Origin of the sequence: Rhodococcus sp. ACT016 (genome assembly GCF_050477185.1) — a bacterium.
Classification (GTDB): Bacteria; Actinomycetota; Actinomycetes; order Mycobacteriales; family Mycobacteriaceae; genus Prescottella.
In genome coordinates this window covers 5,144,597-5,169,068 of the sequence record NZ_JBEAET010000001.1, presented here as the reverse complement: position 1 = coordinate 5,169,068, position 24,472 = coordinate 5,144,597, and the positions used below count along the sequence as shown (strand labels likewise).

General features: G+C 70.7%; 23 protein-coding genes. 14 read left to right on the top strand and 9 right to left on the bottom strand.

What is annotated here, in order from left to right; all coding sequences use genetic code 11:
* Nucleotide 1: 1 nt before the first annotated feature.
* From ACQ5DX_RS23655 to ACQ5DX_RS23645, 3 genes are all read right to left on the bottom strand, one after another.
* Entirely contained in the window at nucleotides 2-754 is a 753-nt protein-coding gene (locus tag ACQ5DX_RS23655; RefSeq protein WP_430334905.1) for a hypothetical protein, read from the bottom strand.
* Nucleotides 755-818: 64 nt separating this feature from the next.
* Nucleotides 819-1,400 (bottom strand): RNA polymerase sigma factor SigM, encoded by a 582-nt coding sequence (gene sigM / locus ACQ5DX_RS23650; RefSeq protein WP_430334904.1) that lies wholly within the window; start codon nucleotides 1,398-1,400, stop codon nucleotides 819-821.
* A 58-nt stretch (nucleotides 1,401-1,458) separates the two neighbouring features.
* Complete coding sequence (locus ACQ5DX_RS23645; RefSeq protein WP_430335784.1) at nucleotides 1,459-5,208, bottom strand: murein biosynthesis integral membrane protein MurJ; 3,750 nt, start codon at nucleotides 5,206-5,208, stop codon at nucleotides 1,459-1,461.
* Nucleotides 5,209-5,230: 22 nt separating this feature from the next.
* Here ACQ5DX_RS23645 and ACQ5DX_RS23640 point away from each other — a divergent pair, with 22 nt between their 5' ends.
* The gene (locus ACQ5DX_RS23640; protein ID WP_430335822.1) at nucleotides 5,231-5,563 is read left to right on the top strand and encodes a hypothetical protein; all 333 of its coding nucleotides are present in this window, start codon (nucleotides 5,231-5,233) and stop codon (nucleotides 5,561-5,563) included.
* Between the two features lie 22 nt (nucleotides 5,564-5,585).
* Here ACQ5DX_RS23640 and ACQ5DX_RS23635 read toward each other — a convergent pair whose 3' ends face one another.
* Complete coding sequence (locus ACQ5DX_RS23635; RefSeq protein ID WP_430334903.1) at nucleotides 5,586-8,060, bottom strand: glycoprotein; 2,475 nt, start codon at nucleotides 8,058-8,060, stop codon at nucleotides 5,586-5,588.
* Complete coding sequence (locus ACQ5DX_RS23630) at nucleotides 8,057-8,611, bottom strand: NUDIX hydrolase (RefSeq protein ID WP_430334902.1); 555 nt, start codon at nucleotides 8,609-8,611, stop codon at nucleotides 8,057-8,059. The genes ACQ5DX_RS23635 and ACQ5DX_RS23630 overlap by 4 nt, the downstream gene beginning before the upstream one ends.
* Before the next feature lie 113 nt (nucleotides 8,612-8,724).
* Here ACQ5DX_RS23630 and ACQ5DX_RS23625 point away from each other — a divergent pair, with 113 nt between their 5' ends.
* The 9 genes from ACQ5DX_RS23625 to ACQ5DX_RS23585 all read left to right on the top strand — a co-directional run bounded on the left by ACQ5DX_RS23625 (nucleotide 8,725) and on the right by ACQ5DX_RS23585 (nucleotide 17,416).
* Nucleotides 8,725-10,179 (top strand): CCA tRNA nucleotidyltransferase, encoded by a 1,455-nt coding sequence (locus tag ACQ5DX_RS23625; RefSeq protein ID WP_430334901.1) that lies wholly within the window; start codon nucleotides 8,725-8,727, stop codon nucleotides 10,177-10,179.
* A 40-nt stretch (nucleotides 10,180-10,219) separates the two neighbouring features.
* Complete coding sequence (locus tag ACQ5DX_RS23620) at nucleotides 10,220-11,191, top strand: cytochrome c oxidase assembly protein (protein WP_430334900.1); 972 nt, start codon at nucleotides 10,220-10,222, stop codon at nucleotides 11,189-11,191.
* Nucleotides 11,192-11,279: 88 nt separating this feature from the next.
* Complete coding sequence (locus ACQ5DX_RS23615) at nucleotides 11,280-11,687, top strand: TOBE domain-containing protein (RefSeq protein WP_430334899.1); 408 nt, start codon at nucleotides 11,280-11,282, stop codon at nucleotides 11,685-11,687.
* Nucleotides 11,688-11,692: 5 nt separating this feature from the next.
* Entirely contained in the window at nucleotides 11,693-12,472 is a 780-nt protein-coding gene (gene modA / locus ACQ5DX_RS23610; protein ID WP_430335783.1) for a molybdate ABC transporter substrate-binding protein, read from the top strand.
* Nucleotides 12,469-13,275, top strand: coding sequence for an ABC transporter permease (locus ACQ5DX_RS23605; RefSeq protein ID WP_430334898.1), 807 nt, complete (start codon nucleotides 12,469-12,471; stop codon nucleotides 13,273-13,275). Before modA ends, ACQ5DX_RS23605 begins: the two co-directional genes overlap by 4 nt.
* Nucleotides 13,272-14,366, top strand: a complete 1,095-nt coding sequence (locus ACQ5DX_RS23600) for a sulfate/molybdate ABC transporter ATP-binding protein (protein ID WP_430334897.1) — start codon at nucleotides 13,272-13,274, stop codon at nucleotides 14,364-14,366. The genes ACQ5DX_RS23605 and ACQ5DX_RS23600 overlap by 4 nt, the downstream gene beginning before the upstream one ends.
* A gap of 437 nt (nucleotides 14,367-14,803) precedes the next feature.
* Nucleotides 14,804-15,088 (top strand): hypothetical protein, encoded by a 285-nt coding sequence (locus tag ACQ5DX_RS23595; protein WP_430334896.1) that lies wholly within the window; start codon nucleotides 14,804-14,806, stop codon nucleotides 15,086-15,088.
* Nucleotides 15,085-16,842, top strand: coding sequence for an alpha/beta hydrolase (locus tag ACQ5DX_RS23590; RefSeq protein ID WP_430334895.1), 1,758 nt, complete (start codon nucleotides 15,085-15,087; stop codon nucleotides 16,840-16,842). The genes ACQ5DX_RS23595 and ACQ5DX_RS23590 overlap by 4 nt, the downstream gene beginning before the upstream one ends.
* A gap of 52 nt (nucleotides 16,843-16,894) precedes the next feature.
* Nucleotides 16,895-17,416 (top strand): hypothetical protein, encoded by a 522-nt coding sequence (locus tag ACQ5DX_RS23585; RefSeq protein WP_430334894.1) that lies wholly within the window; start codon nucleotides 16,895-16,897, stop codon nucleotides 17,414-17,416.
* A 4-nt stretch (nucleotides 17,417-17,420) separates the two neighbouring features.
* Here the strand turns inward: ACQ5DX_RS23585 and ACQ5DX_RS23580 are convergent, their stop codons facing one another.
* Both ACQ5DX_RS23580 and ACQ5DX_RS23575 read right to left on the bottom strand, forming a co-directional pair.
* Nucleotides 17,421-18,725 carry an MFS transporter gene (locus ACQ5DX_RS23580; protein WP_430334893.1) on the bottom strand — a complete coding sequence of 435 codons (1,305 nt, stop codon included), beginning with the start codon at nucleotides 18,723-18,725 and terminating at the stop codon, nucleotides 17,421-17,423.
* Between the two features lie 9 nt (nucleotides 18,726-18,734).
* Entirely contained in the window at nucleotides 18,735-19,682 is a 948-nt protein-coding gene (locus ACQ5DX_RS23575) for an NAD-dependent epimerase/dehydratase family protein (RefSeq protein ID WP_430334892.1), read from the bottom strand.
* A gap of 140 nt (nucleotides 19,683-19,822) precedes the next feature.
* On the opposite strand from ACQ5DX_RS23575, the gene ACQ5DX_RS23570 reads away from it, so the two are divergent.
* The 4 genes from ACQ5DX_RS23570 to ACQ5DX_RS23555 all read left to right on the top strand — a co-directional run bounded on the left by ACQ5DX_RS23570 (nucleotide 19,823) and on the right by ACQ5DX_RS23555 (nucleotide 21,920).
* The gene (locus ACQ5DX_RS23570) at nucleotides 19,823-20,515 is read left to right on the top strand and encodes a TetR/AcrR family transcriptional regulator (RefSeq protein ID WP_430334891.1); all 693 of its coding nucleotides are present in this window, start codon (nucleotides 19,823-19,825) and stop codon (nucleotides 20,513-20,515) included.
* Nucleotides 20,516-20,614: 99 nt separating this feature from the next.
* Nucleotides 20,615-20,950 (top strand): rhodanese-like domain-containing protein, encoded by a 336-nt coding sequence (locus tag ACQ5DX_RS23565; RefSeq protein WP_430334890.1) that lies wholly within the window; start codon nucleotides 20,615-20,617, stop codon nucleotides 20,948-20,950.
* A gap of 26 nt (nucleotides 20,951-20,976) precedes the next feature.
* Complete coding sequence (locus ACQ5DX_RS23560) at nucleotides 20,977-21,237, top strand: YgaP family membrane protein (protein WP_430334889.1); 261 nt, start codon at nucleotides 20,977-20,979, stop codon at nucleotides 21,235-21,237.
* A gap of 77 nt (nucleotides 21,238-21,314) precedes the next feature.
* Nucleotides 21,315-21,920, top strand: coding sequence for a YqgE/AlgH family protein (locus ACQ5DX_RS23555; protein ID WP_430334888.1), 606 nt, complete (start codon nucleotides 21,315-21,317; stop codon nucleotides 21,918-21,920).
* A 64-nt stretch (nucleotides 21,921-21,984) separates the two neighbouring features.
* Here the strand turns inward: ACQ5DX_RS23555 and ACQ5DX_RS23550 are convergent, their stop codons facing one another.
* Nucleotides 21,985-22,959: an alpha/beta hydrolase gene (locus ACQ5DX_RS23550; protein WP_430334887.1), complete on the bottom strand. Its 975-nt coding sequence runs from the start codon at nucleotides 22,957-22,959 to the stop codon at nucleotides 21,985-21,987.
* 100 nt (nucleotides 22,960-23,059) lie between these two features.
* On the bottom strand, nucleotides 23,060-24,409 hold the full coding sequence (locus ACQ5DX_RS23545) for a glutamate decarboxylase (RefSeq protein ID WP_430334886.1): 1,350 nt from the start codon (nucleotides 24,407-24,409) through the stop codon (nucleotides 23,060-23,062).
* Nucleotides 24,410-24,472: the final 63 nt, after the last annotated feature.

Genomic DNA, 24,472 nt, shown 5'->3' with positions numbered 1-24,472 from the left:
CTCAGCCGATTTCGGTCTGCGCGAGCAGGCCTGGGGTGGTGCCGCTGCAGTCGGTGCCGACGACCAGTGCGGTGAGGGACGGCGGGTGGGGGCCGGCGACCAGCATCAGCACCGCATAGTCGCCGCGGAACTGCACGGCGCGGGCGCCCAGTACCGGCGTCGAAGGCGCGAACCCGTTGGCCTGCAGGCACTCGCCACGGATGTCCGGGTCGGCGAGGCGCCCGATGTCCGGCCCGTCCTTCGCGCCGCCGACCAGTGCGAGCACCCGGTTGCCGTCGAGGTCGCTGCCGAGGTCGGCGACCGGGGTCGCCTGCGCGCTCGCGGTGGGTGTCGCGAGCACCGAGGACGTCGATCCGGAGTCGATGTCGATCGCGGCGAACACCAGGCCGACGGCCGCGGCGGTCGACGCGACCGCGACTGCCAGCCACGTCCGCATCCGTCGCCGGGACCGGGCGTCCGAGAGCGCCGAGACGGTGGCGGTCGAACCCGGATCCTGCATTTCCAGAGCCGAATTGATCCGGGCCGCGATCTCCGGGGGTACCGGGGTCTCGACAGTGAGGTCATGCCCGGCCTCGCTGAGCCTGGCGGAGACGGCGTCGAGGGCGTCCAGAACCTCGAGCGCGTCGGGGTCCTGCCGCACCAGCGGCCACAGTCGGGCACTCACATCCACGGGAAGGACGCCGGCATGCAAGTCGGCGAGTAGATCCGCCGAGAACGGAGGGCCGAGCATCTCTGCGCCGTCGTGGACCGCCATTTCACCTCCTACCCGCGGGTTCCGAGGCACGGTCGTGCCTTCAATTTGTTCAGACGCGGGGAGATCAAGATCGGTTCCCTACATCGCGCAAGTATTCCAAATGCGATGCCAGCTTCACGCGCGCGCGGGCACAACGGCTCTTGATCGTGCCCACCGGAACACCAAGCCGCTGCGCGGCCTCGGCCACCGAATAACCCTCCATGTCGACGGCGACGATCGCGGCCCGCTGCTCGGCCGGCAGCTGCAGCAGCGCCCGGTCGACCAGCAGCGCAGTCTCCCGCTCGGCGATGTGGTCGCGCTCGTCGCGCGGATCGACGGTCTCGTCCGACGACAGCGGCACCGTCGGGCGGACACGGTTCCGGCGGATCCGGTCGAGACACGCGTTCACCACGATCGTGTGCAGCCAGCTACGCACGGCCGCGTCCTCCCGGAACGATCCCGCCGTGCGGTGCGCGGACAGCAGCGCCTCCTGCAGCGCGTCGGCCGCGTCCTCGACGGTGTAGCTCGTTCTCCTCGCAACATGCCAAAGATGGTCGTAGTGCCGGCTCAACAACTCCGCGAACGCGCCCCCGTCACCCGACGCGTGCGCTGCCAAGAGTTCTGCATCCGACAGACCTGCTTTGGCAACCCCCCTGAAGATTCGCACCGGCGGATGTTAGCCGATCGATTGCCTGGACGTCCCTCTCGGGACCGGCGCGAACCGCTCAGGATGCGGCCGTGAACGACACCTCGGCGATGCCGGACTGGTTCTTCCCGCCCGTCGTGCTCAGGTCGGTGATCCACACGAGCACGTTCTTGGTGGCCTCGTCGGACTTCACAGGGATGTCCGTCACGCCGTTCTGCAGGGTCGCGTTGCCGATCACCCGGGTCTGGTCCAGGGTCGTGTTGGGCGACGGCGCGGTGCGGATCTCCACCTGCGTCCCCGGGCTCGGCGACGTGATCTGCACGCTCGTCAGCTTCGCGGCGTCGGGCAGCGTCACCATCAGGCCGACGCCGGGCTTGAGCGCCGGGAACGGCTGGAAGTAGGCGTCGGTGTTCCACACCGTCGCCGGGTTCCCGTCGATCGCCATCCCGGCGTTGGCGGCGTTGTCGGGCGTGCCCTGCGGCGAGAACACGGCCGCGCCGGCAGGCTTGACCGGTCCCGTCGCGGGCGCCGCCGGTGCCGGCGACGGCTCGGCGGCCGTCTCGGACGCCTCCGCCGACGTCGTCAGACCGAGGTTCTGGTTCGTCAACGGCTCGTCGGAACTACCGCCCGTCAACAGGTTCGCCAGCCACCAGCCGATCAGTGCGAGCACCACCACGGTGAGCGCGCCCAGCGAGACCAGCGCGACGAGGGTGCGGTTCGACTTCTGCTTCTCCGCCGCGACCGCCTCGGGGTCGGCGAGCGCGTGTCCGTCGCTGCCCGGAGCCCGCTGGCCCAGCCGCAGCGCCGGCATGAGGTCCGTCTTCTGGTCCACGACCGTGGCCTGGTCGAGGATGTGCTGCACGGTCGCCGCCGCGCGGATGCCGCTGTCGCCGCCGAGGGCCCGCACCGCCACCGCGGAGATCTCGAACGGGACCTCGGGGCGCACCGACCGCGGTTCGACGGGCCGGCCCGACGCGTCGCGGTCGGCCGGACGCATGTCGTCCTCGGTCGCCTCGGCGTCCGGGTCACCCAGCGGCCATCGCGCCGTGATGAGGGCGTAGAGCATCGCGCCGAGACCCTTGACGTCGGCCGCGGGGTCGGCGTCGGACAGCGTGCCCGGGAACGCCAGGACGGCATCGCCGGCGGTGCTGATCCGGATCCGGTCGGGGTCGTCGATCGAGAGTGCGCTGCCGCCGCGGTGGGCTGCCTCCGCGGCCCCCGCGAGTGCCCGCACCGCCCGGGCCGCACCGATCGGCGACGGCTCGGTCTCGGCCATCTCCTTCAGCGAACGGCCCGGCGTCCACTCGGCGACGACGATGCCGCCCGAGCTGCCGCGCACGACGTCGAGGACGCGCGCGAGGCCGGGCGAGTTGATCCGACCCAGGCGCAAGGTCCGGGAGAGGATCGCCTGCGGGCCGTCGGGGCCCGTCGCGGCCGGTCCCTCGGCCCGCTGCTCGGCGTCGACGAACGTGAGTGCGACCTCGCGATCGAGCTTGATGTCGAGTGCCTGCCAGAACTCGAGCCCGCGGGCGCCGCCGTGCGGCGCGAGCAGGCGGTAGCGGCCACCGGCCACCGACGCACCGGGGATCAGCTGCGGCCCGCGCAGTCGACGGGGCTCCGGAACCGCCCCGGTCACGCGGATCGGGGGCAGCTGCGGCGAGCCGATCGGGAAGACGCCGGTATCGACGTTGAGGTCGCGGCGGCGACGGCGCTCGCGTTCACGCTCTCGTTCCGCGTTGTCCGACTCGGAAGTTGCTGCAGCAGAGTCGTTTTCGTCCGTGTCGCTCGGAGTGGACGACGTCGCGGACTGTTCGTCGGTCGCGCCCTCGGCCGCGGTATCCGCCACCTTGGTGGTGCCGTCCTCGACGTCAGTCGCCGTGCCGGACTTCTTGTCGGCACCGTCGTCGTCGCTCACACGTGCTCCTTCTATGAACTCGTCGGGAATGTAGTCCCCACCGACGTATGCCTCGCTGCGTCCAGGGTACGGGAGACCATCCGGTCTATCGAGGGCACGCGGGAGGTCTCGGATCACCGGAATCAATTCGGTATCAGGCTCGTACGACAATGCGGCAGCGGCCTTCGGCGGTGCCGCGTCGGCCTCGGCGGCGGCGCGGACCCGCAGGCCCGGGATCTTCCGCTGGACCGCGACGGTGATCGCCACGATCTCCGGGACCTTGGCGAGCCACATCAGGATGAACGTGACCACGAGCATCAGCCCGCCGGTTATCGCGACGCGGATCATCGCGCCGATGCCGCCGAACGACTCCGACAACCGGTCGAGGCCGAGCAGCTTGTCCGCCGCGAACATCGCCACCGCGCCCGCCGCGGACGACAGCAGCACCACCCACACCGTCTTGCCGACGTTCGCCATCCTCAGGTCACCCAGGCTGCGGTGCAGCAGGAAGCCACCGATGAATGCGCCCGCCACGTAGGCGAGTCCGTTCGCGACACCGAGCAGGATCACCACTTGCTGGCTGTCCGACGAGATCACCGGGGCGAGCGCCGACAGGGCGATCTTCACGCCGGTGATGCCGAGGACGATCCAGGTCGGGGTCCACGCCTGTTCGCGTGCGTAGAACACGCGCAGGTGGATCAGCACCAGCGAGTACGGGATCAGAGTGAACGCCGACCAGCTGACGGCCTCGCCGAGCCGTTCGGCGTTGCCGGCACCGAAGTTTCCGTAGCCGTACAGCGCGTGGCCGATCTTGGGGCCGGCGAACGTGAAGAACGTGATCACCGGAATCAGGGCGATCATCGTCAGTCGCGTCGCGACCGACAGGTCGTCCACGACGGCAGGGGTGTCGTCGTCGGCCGCGTTGCGGCTCAGGCGCGGCATGATCGCGGTGAGGACGGTGACGCCGAGGACGCCGTACGGCAGCTGCAGCAGCAGCCACGCGTTGGAGTAGATCGCCGGACCGGCCTCGTCGGCGTGCGCGGAGACGCGGGTCGCGAACATCATGCCGAGCTGGCTGATGAGCACGTACAGCACGATCGCGACGGCCATGCCGCCGAACTGCTTGAGACGGTCGTCGAGGCCCCACAGCGGGCGCAGCGAGATGCCCTGCTTGCGGATCGCGGGCAGCAGGCTCACGGCCTGCGTCACGACGCCGGCGGTCACGCCGAGGCCGAGGATCAGCACGTGCGGGTCGGTGATGCTGACCGGGTCGAGCGAGATCTCACCGGGCAGCAGCCAGTACGCCACCAGGATGGAGAGCACCACCAGGTTGTTCAGGACTGGCGCCCACGCGCCGGGTTTGAACACCTGCCGGGTGTTGAGGATCGCCGTCAGCAGCGCCGAGAGCCCGTAGAACAGGACCGCCGGGAGCAGCAGGAAGACCAGTGCCGTGGTCAGCTCGGTGTTGACCTCGCCGTCCTTCGGCAGGAAGACGTACGTCGTGAGGAGCGGCGCGGCCGCTGTCGCGAACAGTGTCGCCGTGCCCAGTAGCGCGAGCGCGGCGGTGAAGAGTCTTCGGACGAAGGCGGCGCCCTGATCCTCGTCCTCCTGTTCCGCCCGGACCAGCACCGGCACGACGATCGCGGTGAGCACCGCGCCGAGCACCAGCTCGGAGATCATGTTCGGGATCTGGCTGGCGACGGTGAACGCACTGGCCACGGCCGGGCCGAGCGCGGTCAGCAGCAGCAGCTGCTTGAGGAAGCCGGTCATGCGGCTGATCAGCGTCGCGATCGCGATCGATCCCGTGGCGGCCAGCAGGCTCTTCTTCTGAGGTTCCTTGTCGGCCACCGGCTGCGACGGCGCCTGCGGCTGTCGCTGGGGTGCAGGTGCCGGGCGGGGTGGCACGGGACCGGGCGGACCGACCCGCGGTGGCATCGGTCGCGGGCCGGCCTGCGGCATGGGACGGGGGCCGCCCTGCGGCATCGGCCGCGGACCGTTCGGTGGCATCTGTCGCGGCGGCACCGGACGGGCGCCACCCGGGTTCTGCGGCCGCGGCTGGTTCTGCATCGGCGGGTTGGGTGGCATCGGCCGCGGGGCGCCCGGCGGCGGCACGGGCCGTGGACCACCCGGCGGCACGGGGCGCGTGCCCCGCGGCGGCATGGGCCGCGGCGGGTTCTGCGGCCGCGACCCCGGCGGCATCGGCGGGAGCCCCTGGTCACGGGCCGGCCTTGGCCGCTGCGGCTGTGAGGGACCCGGCTCGCGTGGGCTCGGCCGCGCCGACGACCGATAGCCCTCGCCGGGAGAGTTCTCGGTCATTGACGTTCATACCCTTCGTCGGCTCGATCCGGCTGGCCGCGGAACCGGTGCCAGAGTCGGCGCCCGGCGAGGAACAGCAGGAGTGCACCAGCACACGCGGTAATTATCGCCAAAGCTTGCCCGTACGCATTCGACCGCACCGTGACGGAGGTCTGTTCGCCCAGGTCCTGGCCGCTTTCGGTGGTCAATGAGAAATCGACCACCATGGTGCGCGAGTCGGAAATCTCGGCGGGCACCTGCAGCGACCGGCTGCCGCGGGGCGGCAGCTGCTGTGGCCCGATGTCGGTGATCCGCACCCCCTCGGGGGCGTCGACCTGCAGTTGCACGGTGATCGCCACCGGAAGATCGTTGCGAGCCACCATCAGCAGGGGGCTCTGCTCGGACGCGAGCGTGTACACGCCGCCCGGGGCGAGGATCGTCACCGACGCGTACATGCCGTCGATCGCGTGGGCGACGGCGCTCACGCGTGTGTGGGCGGCCTGCTCGGCGGCGGTGGCCGTCGCGGTGTTCTGGTCCCGACGGCCCGACAGGCTCATCGCCCGCAGCAGATCCTCACGCAGCGGGGCCATGAACCGGGTCGGCGTCAACGGCACCTGTGGGTCCTCGACCAGCGCCTGCTTCATCTCGTCGATGCGCGGGCTCTGCATCCCGACGCCCCACTCGACCGATTCGGGGGTGCCGTCGACGATCGCGCGCTGCGGGTAGGCCAGTTCGGCCACCTCGGATGTCGCGGGCCGCTCCGCGGCGACCTTGTCGAGAGGGCGGGGGGTCGCGAGACCCGACCGGAGCAGCGTGGCGACGGTCGACAGGACCGCGGAGGCCTCGTTGCCGTCGGCGGACCACAGCTGCGGCGGGACGATCAGCATCGACCGATCCGACGTGCGACTGGCGGAGCTCGAGGCGGCGGTGCCACCGGAACCCTGCAACGACAGCCAGGTCACCGCGCCCAACGCGTCCTGCAGGCGGGCCGTGCGCGAGTCCCGGTCGAGGTTGTAGCGCGCGCGTTCGGGCACGTACGACGGCGTCTGCGGGTCGGAGCCGACCGCGGCCAGCGCGGCGGCCGCGGAGACATCGAACAGGGCGGCGTCGACGGCGTCGCCGCCGCCACCCGCGATCGTCACCGTCCTTCCGTACGACGGCGTGGACTCGACCGCGTTCGCCGCCAACAGCGTCGTGGTGGGGCCGAGCCCGTGCAGCATCTTCGCCGACGCATCGTCGAGGACACCGGCGTCGGGCCAGGTCACGTCCCGGAGCGAGGTCACCCCGAGGATGGAGTCGACGATGTCGGCCGGTGACTCCAGCGCGCTGTGGGTCAGGACGTCGTCGCCGACCTGGCTCAGCGCCGCGAGGTCGACCTGCGCGAACGGCACCGCGGTGATGCACATCTTCCGGGCGAGCGTCTCGAGCCGCTCCAGCCAGGCTGCGGCCGCGTCACGCCCGACACCGTCGTGGGCGGGTCCGGTCGGATTCGCGGGGTCGTCGACCACCAGGTATCCCCGGGTCATATTGCTGACCGTGATCAGCAGGTCGGGGTCGACGGCCAGGCACATGCTGTCGGTGAGTCGGTGGTCGCGGTCCATGTCGGAGCCGGTCGCGATCTCGGCGGCGCCGAGCAGTTGGTCGAGTCGTCCCCCCTTCGATAGGGAACCGGCAAGGTCGTCGTCGACCAGCCGGACCTTCTCGTTGAGCGATCCCGGGATCCCGGCGGCCAGCTGCGGCGCGTCCGCGATCGGCCACAGCATCGTGATCGCGAGCGGGTTCGAGGTGTCCGGGGGAACCGGGGCCGTCGGTGACGCCGACGCCGACGCCTGCGGCGTGCTGTCGGAGGCGCCCGCCGCGTGCGGCAGGCCCAGCACCGGGAGCAGGAACCGGGCGTCGTCGAGGCGGGCCTGCCCGCCGTACGCGGGAGTGCCGTTGACGTTGACCAGCAGCGGGTAGACCCCGGGTTCGGTGATGTCGAGGGACGACCCGGTGAGCGAACGCAGCGGCAGCGACAGCGTGAACTGCTTCCGCTCCCCCTCCGCGAGGCTGTCCGCGACCGGGACGAACGGCCCCACCGTGTCGAACTCGCCCTGATCGAGCTCCAGTGAGGTGCGCAACTCCTCGCTCGAGTCCACCGCGGGGGCCCGCTGGAGCCGGACCCCGATGTCGGTGACCGTCCGGTCGCCGGTGTTCGTGACGGTTCCGGTGACGGTGACGACGGGCTCGGTCGTGGTCGTCACGGTGGTCGGCGTGACGTCGTCGATGTGCAGGCTCAGGAACTCGGGTTGGGTCCGGGACTTGGTCACCGGCGCCCGCGTGGTGGACGTCGCCGCGTCGGGTCCGGTCCCGGTCGGCGTCGTGGTCTGCGCGGACGCGGAACCGCCGCCGGTGCCGATCAGCACAGCACTGATCAGCATCAGGACGAGCGTCAGCGCCGAGAGAACGGTGGCACCGGATCGTCGCCATGCCGGACGCGATGCCACTGTCATTCCGAGTCGGTCCCCCTGGTGCGTGAGGGTTCCATGTCCGCGATCAGTTGGCCGGCGATCTCGGCCAGCTTGCGCTCGTCGGCGTAGGCGAGGCGCGAGTCCAGTTCCGACAGGGGCACCCAGGCCACCTCGGTGACCTCGATGTCGGCGTCGGACAGCTCACCGCCCAGCGAGCGCATCAGATAGTGGTGCACGGTCTTGTGGACTCGTCGGCCCTCGGTGACGAACCAGTAGTCGATGCTGCCGAGGGACGCGACGACGGCACCGCGGATGCCGGTCTCCTCGGCCACTTCACGCATCGCGGTCTGCTCGGCGGTCTCGCCCTGCTCGATGTGTCCCTTCGGCAGCGACCACAGCAGCCGCCCGCGACGGTCGGTCCGTCCGATCAGGGCGGCACACAGCTTGTCCTCGGGGCCGCCGAGGCCGTCGACGACCAGTCCCCCGGCGGAGGTTTCACGCACGGTCCGCATGTGCGGCGTGCCGGATCCGCCGCCCGCGCCGCGCCGCCGCGAGGAGCGGCGGTTACGGTTGGCACGTTCGGCGGCGGACACCTCATTGATCGTAGTTGACAAATCAGGACCGGCCGGACTCCCACGCCCGCGCGGGTGAGGGGCCACCTGCATGCGCATTCCGCTATTTGTCGACCTCGGTAAGGTTTGCTGACGTGAATGCCCCCACCCCCGATGCCGAGCGGCGCGCCCGACTGCTCGACGGTGCGCACCGAACCCTGAGCAGTCTGTCGGATGTGCTGACCCCGCTCGGTGCGCGTTTCGCCGACGCCGGGCACGAGCTGTACCTGGTGGGCGGCAGTGTGCGGGACGCCGTCCTGGCCCGGCTCGGCACCGATCTCGACTTCACCACCGACGCCCGCCCCGAGCAGGTGCAGCAGATCCTGCGCGGCTGGGCCGACAACCAGTGGGACACCGGCATCGCGTTCGGCACGATCAGCGCGGCCAAGGGTGCCGATCAGATCGAGATCACGACCTACCGCACCGACACGTACGACGGTGTCACCCGTAACCCCGAGGTGCAGTACGGCACGACGCTCGAGGAGGACCTGGTCCGCCGCGACTTCACCGTCAACGCGATGGCGGTCCGGGTCGACGGCAGCGGCACGTTCGAGTTCGTGGACCCGCTGAATGGCATGGACGCGCTGCTGGCGGGCGTCCTCGACACCCCCGCCGCCCCGGAGATCTCCTTCAACGACGACCCGCTGCGGATGCTGCGCGCGTGCCGCTTCGTCTCGCAACTGGGCTTCACGTTGGCGCCGCGGGTGCAGCAGGCGATCGTCGAGATGTCCGGGCAGATCGAGCGGATCACCGCCGAGCGGGTGCACACCGAGCTCGACAAGCTGATCCTCGGCGAGTACCCGATCGACGGCATCAACGTCATGTGCGAGACGGGCCTCGCGGACCGGGTGCTCCCCGAGATCCCGGCGATGAAGCTCGAGATCGACGAGCACCATCAGCACAAGGACGTGTACTGGCATTCGCTGACCGTGCTCAAGCAGGCGATCGACCTCGAGGACGGCGACCCGGATCTGGTGCTGCGCTGGGCCGCGCTGCTGCACGACATCGGCAAGCCGGACACCAAGCGCAACGAGCCGGCCGGCGGCGTGAGCTTCCACCACCACGAGGTCGTCGGCGCCAAGCTGGTCCGCAAGCGCATGCGGGCGCTCAAGTACTCCAAGCAGATGGTCGACGATGTGGGCCAGCTGGTGTTCCTGCACCTGCGGTTCCACGGCTACGGCAAGGGCCAGTGGACGGATTCGGCGGTCCGTCGTTATGTCACCGACGCCGGCGACCTGCTGCCGCGGCTGCACAAGCTGGTCCGCGCCGACTGCACCACCCGCAACAAGCGCCGCGCCGCCGCGCTGCAGGCCACGTACGACGACCTCGAGGTGCGGATCGCGCGGATCGCTGAGCAGGAGGACCTGGCGCGGGTGCGCCCGGATCTCGACGGCAACGCGATCATGGAACTGCTCGGGATCCCGGCGGGCCCGCAGGTGGGCAAGGCGTGGAAGTTCCTCAAGGAGCTGCGCCTCGACCGCGGTCCCCTCGAGCGGGACGAGGCGGAGGCCGAGTTGCTGAGGTGGTGGGCGGAGCAGCCGAAGGGCTGATCGAGCGGGCACGCCGCCTGCCCAGGAGCACAATGGTGCGATGGCGTTCGTCGAGACTCCGTTGACGCTCTCCACCGCCGCGAGTTCGTGGCAGTGGGACGTGCCCACCCTGCTGGTGGTGGGGACGGTGGGGATCACCTATTGGTGGGCGAACGCCGTGGCGGTCCGACGCGGGGGTGGCGTCGGCCCGGGCCGCCGCTGCTGTTTCCTCGTCCTCGGGTGCGCTCTGTGGCTGCTGGCCGCGGTCAGTTTCGTCGGCGTCTACGCCGACACCCTGTTCTGGGTGCGTGCCCTGCAGGTCGTGCTGTTGTTCATGGTCGTACCGTTCGGGCTCGCGCTCGGAAGACCGGTCACGGTGCTGCGTGACGCCCTCGGCGACGACGGGCGCGCGCGGGTGGACGCCCTGCTGGCCGGTCGCACCGCGCGATTCTTGACGTTTCCGGCGACGACGTCGATCGCGATGCTGGTCACGCCGTGGCTGCTGTACCTCACGCCCTGGTATCCGGCAGTGCTCGAGCACGCGTGGATCGATCAGCTCACCCGGTTGGCGCTGGTGGTGATCGGCTTCGCGTACTTCTACTCACGCCTGCAGACCGATCCGGTCCCGCATCGGTATCCGCAGATGATCTCGCTGGTCATCACGATCGTCGAGGTGCTCGGTGACGGGGTCCTCGGCATCGTGATCTGGCTGGGGCCAGAGATCGCGGCTGAGTACTACGGCCAGTTCGAGCGGACGTGGGGGCCGGATCCGCGGATCGACCAGTCGATCGGCGCGGGGATCCTGTGGCTGCTCGGTGACCTGATCGGGATCCCGTTCCTGCTGGTGCTGCTGCGGGCCTTCACCGTCGACGAACGCGCGAACGCTGCCGCGATAGACGCCGAGCTGGACGCAATCGAACGCGTCGCCGATGACGAGTCCGGTGACGAGGTCGCGCCCGAGGCAGCACCGCCGACGTCGAAGTTGTGGTGGGAAGACGATCCGCAGTTGGAGGAGAGGTTTCGGCGCGAATAGCGGACCGGACGATTCGGACAGTCTTCTCCTCCGCACGAGCGGTCGCTGATTTTTGATGTGTCCTCATCTGCGGCTCTAAACTGCGGGAATGCCAGACATCCGGATCCGGGACGCCGCGCAGTTGCTCGGCGTCAGCGACGACACCGTCCGGCGGTGGATCGACGCCGGCACCCTCGACGCGCGTAAGGACGACGCCGGCCGCATGGTCGTCGATGGTAAACAGCTCGCCGAGTTCGCCCGCGACAACGCGGCGCGCGTGCCCGAGAATCCGCTCGGGGTGAGCAGTTCGGCCCGCAACCGGTTCGTCGGGCTGGTGACCCGGGTGGTCGTCGACGGCGTGATGGCGCAGGTGGAGATGCAGTGCGGACCGTTCCCGGTCGTCTCGCTCATGAGCGCGGAGGCCGCGCGGGAGTTGAAGCTGGAGCCGGGCAGCGTGGCGGCCGCCGTGGTGAAGGCGACGACGGTGATCGTCGAGACGCCGGGGACACCGTCGTGAGGCGCCTGCGGACGGCTGCCGCGGCCCTCGCTGCGGTCCTGGCGACGGCGGTGGTCGCCGGGTGCAGTTCCGGCGAGCCCGACGCCGCCACCCAGCCCACCACCGAGTCCGGCCGTTCGATCACGGTGTTCGCGGCGGCGTCGCTGCGTTCGACATTCACCGAACTGGGGCGTCGCTTCGAGGCCCAGCACCCCGAGACGCGGGTGGTGTTCAACTTCGGCGGCTCGTCCGATCTGTTCACCCAGCTGGACCAGGGCGCATCGGGCGACATCTTCGCGTCCGCGGACACGGCGAACATGACCAAGGCGCGGGGCGCAGGCCTCACCGCGACCGACCCGATCAACTTCGCCACCAACGTGCTGACGATCGCTGTCCCACCGGGCAATCCGGCGAACATCACCTCGTTCGCCGATCTCGCCCGGCCGGACGTGCACGTGGTCGTCTGTGCGCCGCAGGTGCCGTGTGGCACCGCGACGCGACGGGTCGCGGACGCGGCCGGGGTGCAGTTGTCCCCCGTCAGCGAGGAGTCGTCGGTGACCGACGTCCTCGGCAAGGTCGTCACCGGGCAGGCCGACGCCGGGTTGGTCTACGTCACCGACGCCGCCGGTGCCGACGGCAAGGTCACCGCGGTCCCGTTCCCGGAAGCCGTGAAGGTCGTCAACACCTACCCGATCGCGGTGCTTAACAAGTCCGAGAATCGGGAGATCGCAGGACAATTCGTCGGTCTAGTGATCGGGCCGGAGGGTCGACGGGTGTTCACCGACGCCGGATTCGGCACGCCGTGACCGCGCGGCCGCCGGGGCGGATCCCGGCCGGACTCCCGGCTTGGATCTACGTGCCCGCGGCCGCGGGCGGCCTGCTGGTGGTGCTGCCGCTCGTCGGGATGCTCGCAGGGGTGGACTGGTCCAACTTCGTCGCGCTCGTGACGTCCGAATCTTCTTTGGCTGCACTCGAACTGAGCCTGAAGACCGCGTCGGTCAGCACGATGCTCTGCGTCGTGCTGGGTGTGCCGATGGCAATGGTGTCGGCACGCTGCAGCTTCCCGGGCCTGGCGGCGTTGCGTGCGCTGGTGCTGCTGCCGCTGGTGCTGCCACCGGTCGTCGGCGGACTGGCCCTGCTCTACACGTTCGGCCGGAAGGGGCTGATCGGCCGGCACCTCGAGGTCGCGGGCATCCAGATCGCCTTCTCCACCACCGCGGTGGTGCTGGCCCAGACGTTCGTGGCGCTGCCGTTCCTGGTGATCAGCCTCGAGGGGGCCCTGCGGACCGCCGGTCGGCGCTACGAGGCCGTCGCCGCGACGCTCGGCGCCCGGCCCACCACCGTGCTGCGCCGGGTGACGGTGCCGCTGGTGCTGCCGGGTCTGGTGTCCGGCGCGGTGCTCGCCTTCGCCCGCGCGCTCGGTGAATTCGGCGCCACCCTGACGTTCGCCGGCAGTCTGCAGGGCGTGACCCGCACGCTGCCGTTGGAGATCTACCTGCAACGTGAGACCGACCCGGAGGCGGCGGTGGCATTGTCGCTGGTGCTGGTCGCGGTGGCGGTGGCGATCGTCCTCGGTGCCCGGACCCGACGAGCGGCGGGGGCGCTGTGAGCGGCCTCGAGGTGCGTGCGCGCGTGGAGTCCCGCGGACTCGACGTCGAACTCGTGGTGGCACCGGGCGAGGTACTCGCAGTCCTGGGACCCAACGGAGCGGGTAAGTCCACGCTGCTGGACGTCGTCGCGGGACTGCTGAATCCGGACGACGGCCGCGTCGTGCTCGACGACCACGTCCTCACCGACACCGCGAGCGGTGTTGCGGTGCAGCCGTACCGGAGGTCCGTGGGGTTGCTGGCGCAGGAACCGCTGCTGTTCCCGCACCTGACGGTTCGGGAGAACGTCGCGTTCGCGCCGCGCAGCGCCGGACGGGGCCGCCGGGAGTCGTACGCGGCGGCGACGCGGTGGCTCGAGGAAGTGGACGCGACCGCGCTCGCGGACCGGCGGCCGCGACAGTTGTCCGGTGGTCAGGCCCAGCGGGTCGCGGTGGCCCGCGCGCTGGCTGCCGAACCCGGGCTGCTGCTGCTCGACGAGCCGATGGCGGCTCTCGACGTCGGGACAGCCCCGGCGGTGCGGGCGTTGCTGCGCCGGGTGCTGCGCACCGGGGACCGGACCGCGATGATCGTGACCCACGATGTGCTGGACGCGCTTTCGCTCGCCGACCGGGTCGTGGTGGTCGACGGCGGACGGATCGTCGAGGAGGGTCCGGTGGGCCGGGTGCTGTCTCGTCCGCGCAGTGTCTTCGCGGCGCGAATCGCCGGAATCAACCTGCTGTCGGGCAAGGTTGGCGCCGAGGGACTGGACACCGTCGCGGGCACGGTCCACGGCATCGCCGAGGACGAGTGCGTGCCCGGGGACCGCGCCGTCGCGGTGTTCGCGCCCGCCGCGGTCGCGATCCACCGTGCCCATCCGGAAGGCAGCCCGCGCAACATGTTCCGAGTGCGGATCGCCGAGATCAGCGGAGTCGGCGGGCACGGCCACGGACACGGCCACGCGATCCGAGTCCGCGCCGAGGACCACCACGACGGCTCGCCCGGGCTCATGGCCGACGTCACCGCCGGCGCCGTCGCGGAACTCGACCTGGCGGCCGGCGACGACGTCTGGTTCGCCGTCAAGGCCAGTGAGGTGGCGGTGTATCCGGCGCCGTGACCTCCCCCCGGCCGGGAACCGTCCGCTCACCCGCGATCGCGGGTGAGCGGGTCGAGAAGTAGCCGCGGCCAGTTCGGCCCGCGCTCGGGCGACCGCCTGGTGCTGCAGGCGGACCAAGGCCGCAACCACGTTGTGCACATCCCCGCTCCGTAGTTCCGCACCGATGTGCCAGTTGTGGACAAGTCCGTCGGCGGTGACCTCGACGGCGAGCGCCCCGCTCGCGGATTCGGCGCGGGTGCGGCGGGTGGCGGCGGCGTGGACCAACCGTTTCAGCTGGTCAGCGAGGTCGCCGGGCGCGTCGCCCGGCGACCTCGTTGCTCGATCGGTCATGGTGGTTCCCCCTCGGATCCTCGGTCGACGATCGGCCGCGATCGCCGCATGCCGGATTGTGCCTGCCGTAGTGTCCGGCACCGGGGAGAGACGGACCAGGGGGTGCCATGGCGGAGATGTGGGTCGATCCGGGGAGGCTCGACGAGGCCGCGCGGACGGTGTCGGCGATCGGTGACGTGATCGTGGCGGCGAAGCCGGATGTGGACGGCGGGCTGTGGGGGTCGCAGGTGGGGTCTGCGTGTACCGCGGGCTCCCGGGCCGCGGCCGAGGCTCTCGCCGTCGTCGCCGACCAGTTGCACAGCTGGTCGGGCAACGCCGCGCAGGCAGCAGCCGAGTACGCCCGCAGCGACGCCGCGACCGCCGACGCACTCGGCGCGGTCGGTGGTCGATGACGACTCCCACTGTGCCCCAGGCGGAGTCGTGGAATCCTGAGGTGCTGTGCGGGCAGGGCGTGCGTTGGCGTAGCGTCGCGGAGTCCGTCGACGCCGAGGTCGGGCGGCTCGCCCGGGCGGCGGATGCGACGCGCGACCACTGGGGCGGCGTCGCCGCGGACACGGCGCGGGTGCGGGCCACGCAGATCGGTGCGGTGGGCATGCGGACAGCGTCGGCGCTGCACGAGGCCGCCGACGCGGCGAATTCCGCTGCGGCACAGATAGCCTGCGCGCGAGACGCTGTGCTCGCCGCCGTTGCGGCCGCCCGCGCGGAGGCGTTCGACGTGGGCGACGACGGCGCCGTCGCGCCGTCGCCCGGACTGTTCGTGTCGGCGGCGTCCACGACGAACGCGATGATCACGCTGGCGGCGGTGGAACACCGGGCGCGGCAGCATCGGGCCGTCATCCGCACGGCGCTGGGGGAACTCGGTGCCGCCGACGGCCGGGCGACGTCGACGATCGACACGGCGTTCGCTCGGCTTCCCCGCCCCGGCGATCCCGGCAGCGGATGGTTCGGGACGCGCTCGGTCCCGGTGCCTCCGCCGGACCGGGCGAGTCCGACCGAGAACCGGCGGTGGTGGGACGGACTCACCCCGGCCCAGCAGCAGGAGATGATCGCGACGTCGCCGGCCGCTGTCGGCAACCGCGATGGTCTCCCCAGCGAGGCGCGCCATCGGGCCAACGTCCACCGGTTGGCGACCGAGCACGCCGCGCTGGAAACGGCGAGGCAGGAACTGGTGCGCCGGGCGGCCGGCCTCAACAGTGTCGACGCGCGGTTCGCGCGGGTCGCCCTCGCGGACGTGGCCCGACGCCTGGCCGATCTCGACGCGGTCCGCACCACGATCGGGGACGATCCGGGCCGGAAGCTGCTGCTGCTCGACGCGCGCTCCGGCGAACAGCTCCACGCGGCCGTCGCGATCGGCGATCCGGACACGGCCGACCACATCGCGGTGTCCACGCCGGGACTGAACGCGACCGTGCGCGGTTCGCTCGGATCGATGGTCGACGAGGCCACGGCGCTGCGGCAGGAGGTGCAGGTTCAGCTGGCGGCCGCCGCCGGACGCGAACACGAGACGGTCGCGACCATCGCGTGGGTGGGCTACGACGCGCCGCAGATGTCGGGCAGCGTCGTCGACGGGATCGAGGGGGGACTCGCTGTGGCACAGGCGGATCGGGCCCGAACCGGCGCTCGTGATCTGGCTCGGTTCTACGACGGACTCGGGGTCGCGCACACGGGATCCGACCCGCACGTCACCGCCGTCGGTCACTCGTACGGCTCGGTCACCACGGGCCTGGCGCTGCGTGAGCCGGGCTACCACCCGGTGGACGACATGGTCGTCTACGGGTCGCCGGGCCTGGTCGGCGTCGAGTCGCCGAGCGATCTCGGTCTCGGTCCCGGGCACGCCTACGAGATGACCGCGGGCGGCGATGTGATCGCGTACCTCAACCGGTTCGGCCCGGGACCGTACGGCGGCGGGCCGCACACCACCGACGGATTCACGCACCTCGCGACCGATGCCGTCACGACACCCGACGGGGTGGCCCGGGACGGTGCGTCCGGCCACAGCGAGTACCCCCGGCCCGGCGACAACGGGAGGCTCCGGACCAGCGGATACAACCTGGCAGCGATCGTCGCGGACCTGCCGACGAATGCGGTCGTGATCGGCGCGGCCACCGGCGGCCGGCTCCCCCGGGGCGCCGGTGACGCGCGCTGATCCGCCGGGTAGCCGCCGGAACCGGATCACGGCGGGCTGCGTCCACACAGGTATGGGATCACTCGAGTACTGGTTCGGCACCGGTGACGGTTCGATCACCACGTGGGATTCGGAGGCCGACCTCGATCTGGATGGCGACAGCGAATTCGATTCGGTGCGTTTGGACTTCGACGGCGACGGACTGTTCGACGACGCCATGTGGGACATCGACGGAGACGGTGTGGTCGATCGTGTCATCCTGGATGCGGGGCAGCCGTCGGCCCGCCACTTCGCGGACCCGGCCCGCCACGGCGTCTGGGCGCAGGAGGTGGAGCGGGACGTCCGTCCGTCCGCCCCACCGGCGGTGCCGTCGGGCCGGCGCAGCGTCGACTACGACGGTGACGGTGCGGTGGACGACGCCGTCGTCGACTTCGACGGTGACGGGACGCCGGACGTGGTGCTGATCTCGACCCGCGGCGACGGCCGGTACGACACGGTGCTGGTCGCGGAGGAGGACCCGGACCGGCTCACGGTGCGGCTCAGTGACAGCGACGGCGACGGGCGTCTCGACGCGGTGCGCCGGGACGGGACGTGAGCGGTCAGCCGACGGTGCGGCGCGAATTGATCGCGATCCCGAGCACGCCGAGGGCGTAGATCCCGGCGGCGACGAGGACCACGCCGAGTGACCGGCCGTCCGGGGCGACGACGGTGGCGGCGGCGGCCAGGGAGGCGCAGAACGCGATGTTGAAGACCGTGTCCTGCAGCGCGAACACCTGCCCGCGGCGGTCGTCGTCGATCTCGATCTGCATCGCCGCGTCTCCGGTGAGCTTGACGGTCTGGCCCGCGAATCCGAGCAGGAACGCGCCCACGAGCAGCAGCGGCTGCGACAGCGACGCGATGAGCGTGGCCTGTACGACGGTGGCGAACACCAGCGCGACGGTGACGGTGCGGGAGCGTCCCAGGCGCGGAATCAGCCAGGGCGTCGCGAGCGCCGCGAGCAGCATGCCGGCGGCGGTGGCACCCACCGCGACACCGAATCCGGCGAAACCGCCGGGCAACGAGGATCCGGCCGACGGGTTGCGCAGGATCAGCACCATCAGGAGCGTGTTGATGCCGAACACGATGCGGTGGACGCCGATTCCGATCATCGTCGTCGTGACGCCGGGGGACTCCCACACCGCGGTCGCACCGGTACGCAGACCCGCCAGGACGGCGGTGACGGTCGCGAGCGTCTGCGCCGCGCCTGGCTCCACGTCCGTCGGTCCGAGGGCGCGGAGCGCGAACCCGCTCACCGCCCAAGCCGCGATCACCGACCCGACGGCCCCGACCGCGACCGCGACGCCCGAGCCCAGGTCGCCCTCCCCCACCAGCCCGATGATGGTCACGGCGGTTCCGGCGCCGAGCGCCGAGAACACCGACCCCGCGGTGGCGAGTACGGAATTCGTTGGTACCAGCCAACTCTGGCGTACCACGTGCGGCAGGGACGCTGAGACGCCGGCGAGGACGAACCGGCTGACGCCGATCGCGGCGAGCGCCAGGATCAGTAGCGGCGTCTCCCCCGCGCCGGCGATCAGCAGGGCCGCGATGACGAGGATGAGGCTGCCGCGCAGCAGGTTCGCCCACAGCAGCACCGCGCGGCGGTCCCAGCGGTCGAGCAGTGCGCCCGCGAAGGGTCCGATCACCGAGTACGGCAGCAGCAGCACGGCGAACCCGGCTGCGATCGCGAGCGGTTCGGTTTCGCGTTCGGGATTGAACAGGATGGCGCCGCCGAGCGCCGCCTGGAACAGACCGTCGCCGAACTGGCTCGCGAACCGGACCGCGGTGAGCCGCGCGAGGCCCGGGGAGTGGCGCAGCGTCGTCGCGGCGGCCGCCCACGACCCCCGAACCGAACTCCATCTGCGCACACGGTGACCCTATCGGTCGGCCCGTGCCGCCAACTCGTTCCGCCACCACCGGACGGTCTCGGTCGCGGCCTCGTGCAGCGGGGTCGGTGCGAGGCCCAGCAACTGCTCGCTGCGGTGCGAGTCGATGACGTAGGGCGCCTCGAACTGGTACAGCGTCTCGGCCAGTTCCCGCGTGGGGCGGTGCACCGCGCCGACCGCGCGCAGCATCCAGCCCGGCAGCGTGCCCACCTTCGGCATCGGGACCTGAGCGGCGTCGGCGAAGGTCTCGACCATCTGCCGCTGGGTCACCGCGGGCGCGGTGGGTGCGTGCAGCACCGTGTTCCACAGTTCGGAGTTGTGCGCCGCCGCGATCATCGCAGCCGCCAGGTCGGGGACGTAGGTGAACGAATGCACGACGTCGGCGCGACCCATCACCCGAATGGTCTTCCCGTCCAACACCGCCGGCACCATCCGCTCCCCCGCGTGCGCGTTCAGCACGTGCGGTCCGAAGAAGTCGGACGCCACGACGCTGACCGTGGGAGCCGGGTGCGCGGCCCGGGCGGCGAGCAGTCGCGTCCGGACACCGAGCTTGCCGGTGGTCGCGTCGCGCGGGCTGTCCTCGGTCATCGGGCCGTCGGGGCGGCCGTACGAGTACAGGCTTTCCGGGAACACCACCACCGCGCCGACACGCTGCGCGGCGTCCATCACGATCCGCTCGGCGGCCGGGAGTTCACGCTCCCACGCGCGGGCGTCGTACGCCGAGCCGTGGATGCAGTGGAAGACCGCGGTGGCGCCGTCCAGGGCGGGGGCGAGCGCCGCGGGATCGGAGACGTCGACCTTCCGGCGTTCGATCCGCGGATGGACCGGCCCGCTGCCCGAGCGGGTCAGCACCCGCACGTCGTAGCCGGCGTCGGCCAACTGCTCGGCGACGGTCCAGCCGACGGGTCCCGCCCCGGTCACTACCTGCAGATTCGACATGGCGTGCTCGCTTTCTCGAGAGGATTTCCAGATCTGAGAGCACTGCTCTCTGTTCTCACAATGCGCTCGCCGACGAGGCATGTCAAGAGCAGTGCTCTCTTTTGTTGACAGTGCTCTCGTTTCTCGGGCAGGGTGGGTGCATGGCCACGACCCCGCGCGAACGCGCCCGCGAGCAGACGCTCGCCGAGATCACCCGCATCGGACGCGAGCACCTCGCCACCCACGGCGCCGCGGCGCTGTCGCTGCGGGCGGTCGCGCGGGATCTCGGGGTGGTCTCCTCGGCGGTGTACCGGTACGTCGCGAGCCGTGACGAGCTGCTCACGCTGCTGGTCGTCGACGGCTACACCGAGCTGGGCGGGGAGGTGGACGCCGCCGTCGCCGAGCGCCCGGCCGACGACCACCGCGGTCGGCTGCACGCGCTCGCGCGTGCCGTGCGGGAGTGGGCCGTGCGCGAGCCCTCCCGGTACGCGCTCCTGTTCGGTAGTCCGGTGCCCGGCTACCACGCGCCGGCCGAGCGCACGACCGGTCCCGGCACGCTCGTCATCGTCGAGATGGTCGGCATCATCGAGGCCGCGTACCGGGCGGGCGCGGTCGCGCTGCCCGAGACGCCGATCGACCCGCGGCTGGTCGCCGATCTGGACCGGATCCGCGCCGAGATGGGCCTGACGGTCCCCGACGAACTCCTGGCCCGCGGCGTGCTGGCCTGGGCCGCGCTGTTCGGTGCGGTGAATTTCGAGGTGTTCGGGCAGTATGGCGCCGACACCTTCGCCGACCCGGCTGCACTGTTCGAGCACCACCTGGTGGTATTCGACCAGATGGTGGGGCTGGCGTAGACCGTCGAGCGTGGTCGACGACACGTCGACCCCTATACCCCTCGGGGTATACAGTGTGGATCGAACGACCCTTTCGGGGGTCTGGAGAAAGCGAGCAGGGTGGCCCTACTGTCGAAGTTCTTCCGCAAGTCGTACGGCGTCGTCGACGTCCACGAGGCTCAGGAACTCGTCGCGAAGGGCGCGGTCCTGCTGGACGTGCGCTCCCGTCCCGAGTGGGACTCGGGGCACGCGCCCGGTGCGACTCACCTGCCGCTGCACGAGGTGATCGAACGCGGCCCCGAGGCCGTCGGCGATCGGCCGGTCGTCGCGATCTGTCGCTCGGGTGGCCGGTCGGCGACCGCGGCCCGCGTGCTCGCGCGCGCCGGCTCCGAGGCGTTCTCCGTGCGCGGAGGCATGGACGCGTGGCGGCGTGCGGGCCTGGAGATAACCACCTGACACCACACTCACGAGGAGATCTGGACATGGCACTGCCCAAGCATTCCGGTTGGACCATCGAGCGCATCGTTCCGCTGCTCGGCGGCTCGGTGGTCGGCACGAGCCTGCTGCTCGGCCGCACGCACTCGCCCAAGTGGCGCGGTCTGACGGCGTTCGCGTCGGCGAACCTGGTCCTCTACGGGATCGTCGGCTGGTGCCCGATGAGCCTGCTCCTGCAGAAGCTCGGCGTGCAGCGGGCCGCCGCGTGCCCCGTGCCCGCGTCGCGCAGCGAGGCCGACGCGGCCTAGCGACGCGGCAGGGAATCGACACGGCCGATCGCGGTTCGCATCTCCCGCCCGGGCCCCGTCGATGAGATGATGGCCCAGTGGCGCACTCGGAGGACCCTGAGGACCGCACGGCCCCGGCCCAGCCGGCGGTGCGGCCCGGCAGCCTGCTGGTGTCGTCGACCGAACTGTTCGAGCCGACGTTCCGCCGGACCGTCGTGTACATGATCGAACACAACGACGCCGGCAGCCTCGGTGTCGTCATCAATCGCCGCAGCGACACCTCCGTGCAGGAGGTGCTGCCGCAGTGGGCGGACCTCGCATCCGATGCCAAGGCGATCTACATCGGCGGCCCGGTCACGCGCGACGCCGCGCTGTGCCTGGCGACGCTGCGCACCGGCGCCGACATCAGCGGCGTCCAGGGTCTGCGCCGGATCGACGGCCGCGTGGTCATGATCGATCTCGATGCCGACCCCGACCTGATCGCGCCGCTGATCGAGGGGCTGCGGATCTTCGCCGGCTATGCAGGCTGGACGTTCGGTCAGCTCGACTCCGAGATCGAGCACGACGACTGGATCGTGTTGTCCGCGTTGGCATCGGACGTCGTCAGCCCGTCCGGGGTGGATCTGTGGGGGCAGGTGCTCCGGCGCCAGCCCATGCCCCTCGCGCTGCTCGCGACCCACCCCATCGACGTCGACCTGAACTAGCGCTGAACTAGCGCCCGCGCCTCACCACGCCGCCGCCCCAACCCTCGAACCCCCGTTCAAGGGGCTATTCGGGCGAGAGCGCGCGCCGGATGGCGTCGATCGCGAGGGTGCGTGCAGCCGCCGTCGCATGGCAGTCGCGCAGACTGTCGAGCATGAGGAAGTCGTGCACCATCCCGGTGACCCGGACGGCGGTGACGTCGACGCCGACGGCACGGAGCTTCGCCGCGTACGCCTCGCCCTCGTCGCGCAGGACGTCGGCCTCGTCGGTGATCACGAGTGTGGTCGGCAGCGCCGCGAGGCGGTCCAGCGGCGCGTGGAGCGGGGAGGCATAGGCGTCCTGCCGACCGGCAGGATCGGGGATGTACTGGTCCCAGAACCACTTCATCCCGTCGCGCGTGAGGTAGTAGCCGTCCGCGAACTGTAGGTACGACGCGGTGTCGAAGTCGGCGTTCGTCACCGGGTACAGGAGCACCTGCGCGCGCAGGTTCACGTCGCCGCGTTCAGCGGCCATCTGGGCCAGCACCGTCGCCATGTTCCCGCCGACCGAGTCGCCGCACACCGCGATGCGGGACGGGTCCATGCCGCACTCGCGCCCGTACTTGCCGACCCACTGCGCCACCGCGTAGTTCTGCTCGATCTGGACCGGGTACTTCGCTTCCGGCGCGCGGTCGTAGACCGGAAACACCGCCGTGACACCGGCGCCGACCGCGAGCTCCCGCACGAGCCGATCGTGCGTGTTCTCGTCGCCGAACACCCAACCGGCGCCGTGGATGTAGATCAGCACCGGCAGGTCGCCCGACGACCATGCGGGCCGCAGGATGCGGGTCCGCACCGTGCCGTGCCGTCCGGCGTCGACGTCCACCCACTGCTCGTCGACCGGAGGCTTCTCGACCTCCGCACCGCTCTGCAGGTCGGCGAGGATCCTGCGGCCCTGCTCCGGTGGGACCTCGTATATCCGTGGATGCGCAGCCGTCGCCTCGGCGAGTTCCTTTGCAGCAGGCTCCAGTACGGGTTCGGGTGGATCGGGCAGCGTGGACATCCGAGACCTCCTTTGCAGCGGGATCGGTCGATTACCCGGACACGAGAGGGAGCAAACGCGCCCCGTGAGGTCGATCGCGCTCGAACGGCGTGATGGCGCGTCAGTGCGCGAAGTGCCGGGCCTCCGAGTGGATGGCGACGTTCTCCGCGCGCAGGTGGGTGCACACGGCGACGACGTCGTCGAACAGCATTCGGGCGAGGTCGGCGCTGAAGCCCTCGCGGACCACGATGCGCAGGACCGCGACGTCGGTCGCGTCGGCGGGCATCGTGTAGGCCGGTACCTGCCAGCCGAGGGCGCGGAGTTCGTGGGAGACGTCGAAGACCGTGAAGTCCGGCTCGTCGGTGAGTTCGAACGCGATGACCGGGATGGCTGATCCGTCGCTGATCATCCGGAATGTACCTTCATCGGAAAGCTTGGCGCTCAGCCACATCGCGGTGCTCCGCAGGGTTTGCATGATGCTCTGGTAGCCGGAGCGGCCGAGTCGCAGGAAGTTGTAGTACTGGCCCACGATCTGGTTGCCGGGGCGCGAGAAGTTGAGTGTGAACGTGGGCATGTCGCCGCCGAGGTAGTTCACCCGGAACACCAGTTCCTCGGGCAGGTGCTCGCAGTCGCGCCAGAGCACGAATCCGATGCCCGGATAGGTGAGGCCGTACTTGTGGCCGCTCACGTTGATCGAGACGACGCGTGGAATCCTGAAGTCCCACACCAGATCCGGATGCAGGAACGGCACCACGAACCCGCCGCTGGCGGCGTCGACGTGCACCGGGACGTCCGGTCCGCCGTCCGCCGCGAGCTTGTCGAGCGCTGCGGCGATCTCCTCGACCGGCTCGAGTTCGCCGGTGTAGGTGGTGCCGAAGATCGCGACCACGCCGATCGTGTTCTCGTCCACCGCCGCAGTGACCTGCTCCGTGGTGATCACGTACCGGCCCGGCTCCATCGGCAGGTACACCGGTTCGACGTCGAAGTAGCGGCAGAACTTCTCCCAGACCACCTGAACGTTGCTGCCCATCACCATGTTCGGCTTGGAGGCGTCCAAACCGGCCCGCTCGCGTGCCTGCCGCCAGCGCCACTTCATCGCCAGCCCCGCGAGCATGACGGCCTCGCTCGAGCCGATCGTCGAGACACCGGTCGCCGAATCGGGGTCGGTCTCGGACAATCCCGGCGCGTTGAACAGCGCGGCCACCATGTTGACGCAGCGCTGCTCGATCGCCGACGTGGCCGGATACTCGTCCTTGTCGATGAGGTTCTTGTCGAACGTCTCGGCCATCAGCACGCCCGCCTCGGGGTCCATCCACGTCGTCACGAACGTCGCGAGGTTGAGCCGCGAGCTGCCGTCGAGCATCAACTCGTCGTGGATGAACCGGTACGCCGCGCGCGAGTCCATCGCGTCGTCGGGCAGGCGCAGGGCGGGAACGGGATTCGTTTCGAGTCGGCCCGTATAGGCGGGCATGATGCGATTGCGGTTCTCATGGGGGTGACCCTTGCTCACGTTCGCCTCCGAATTCACTTCCGC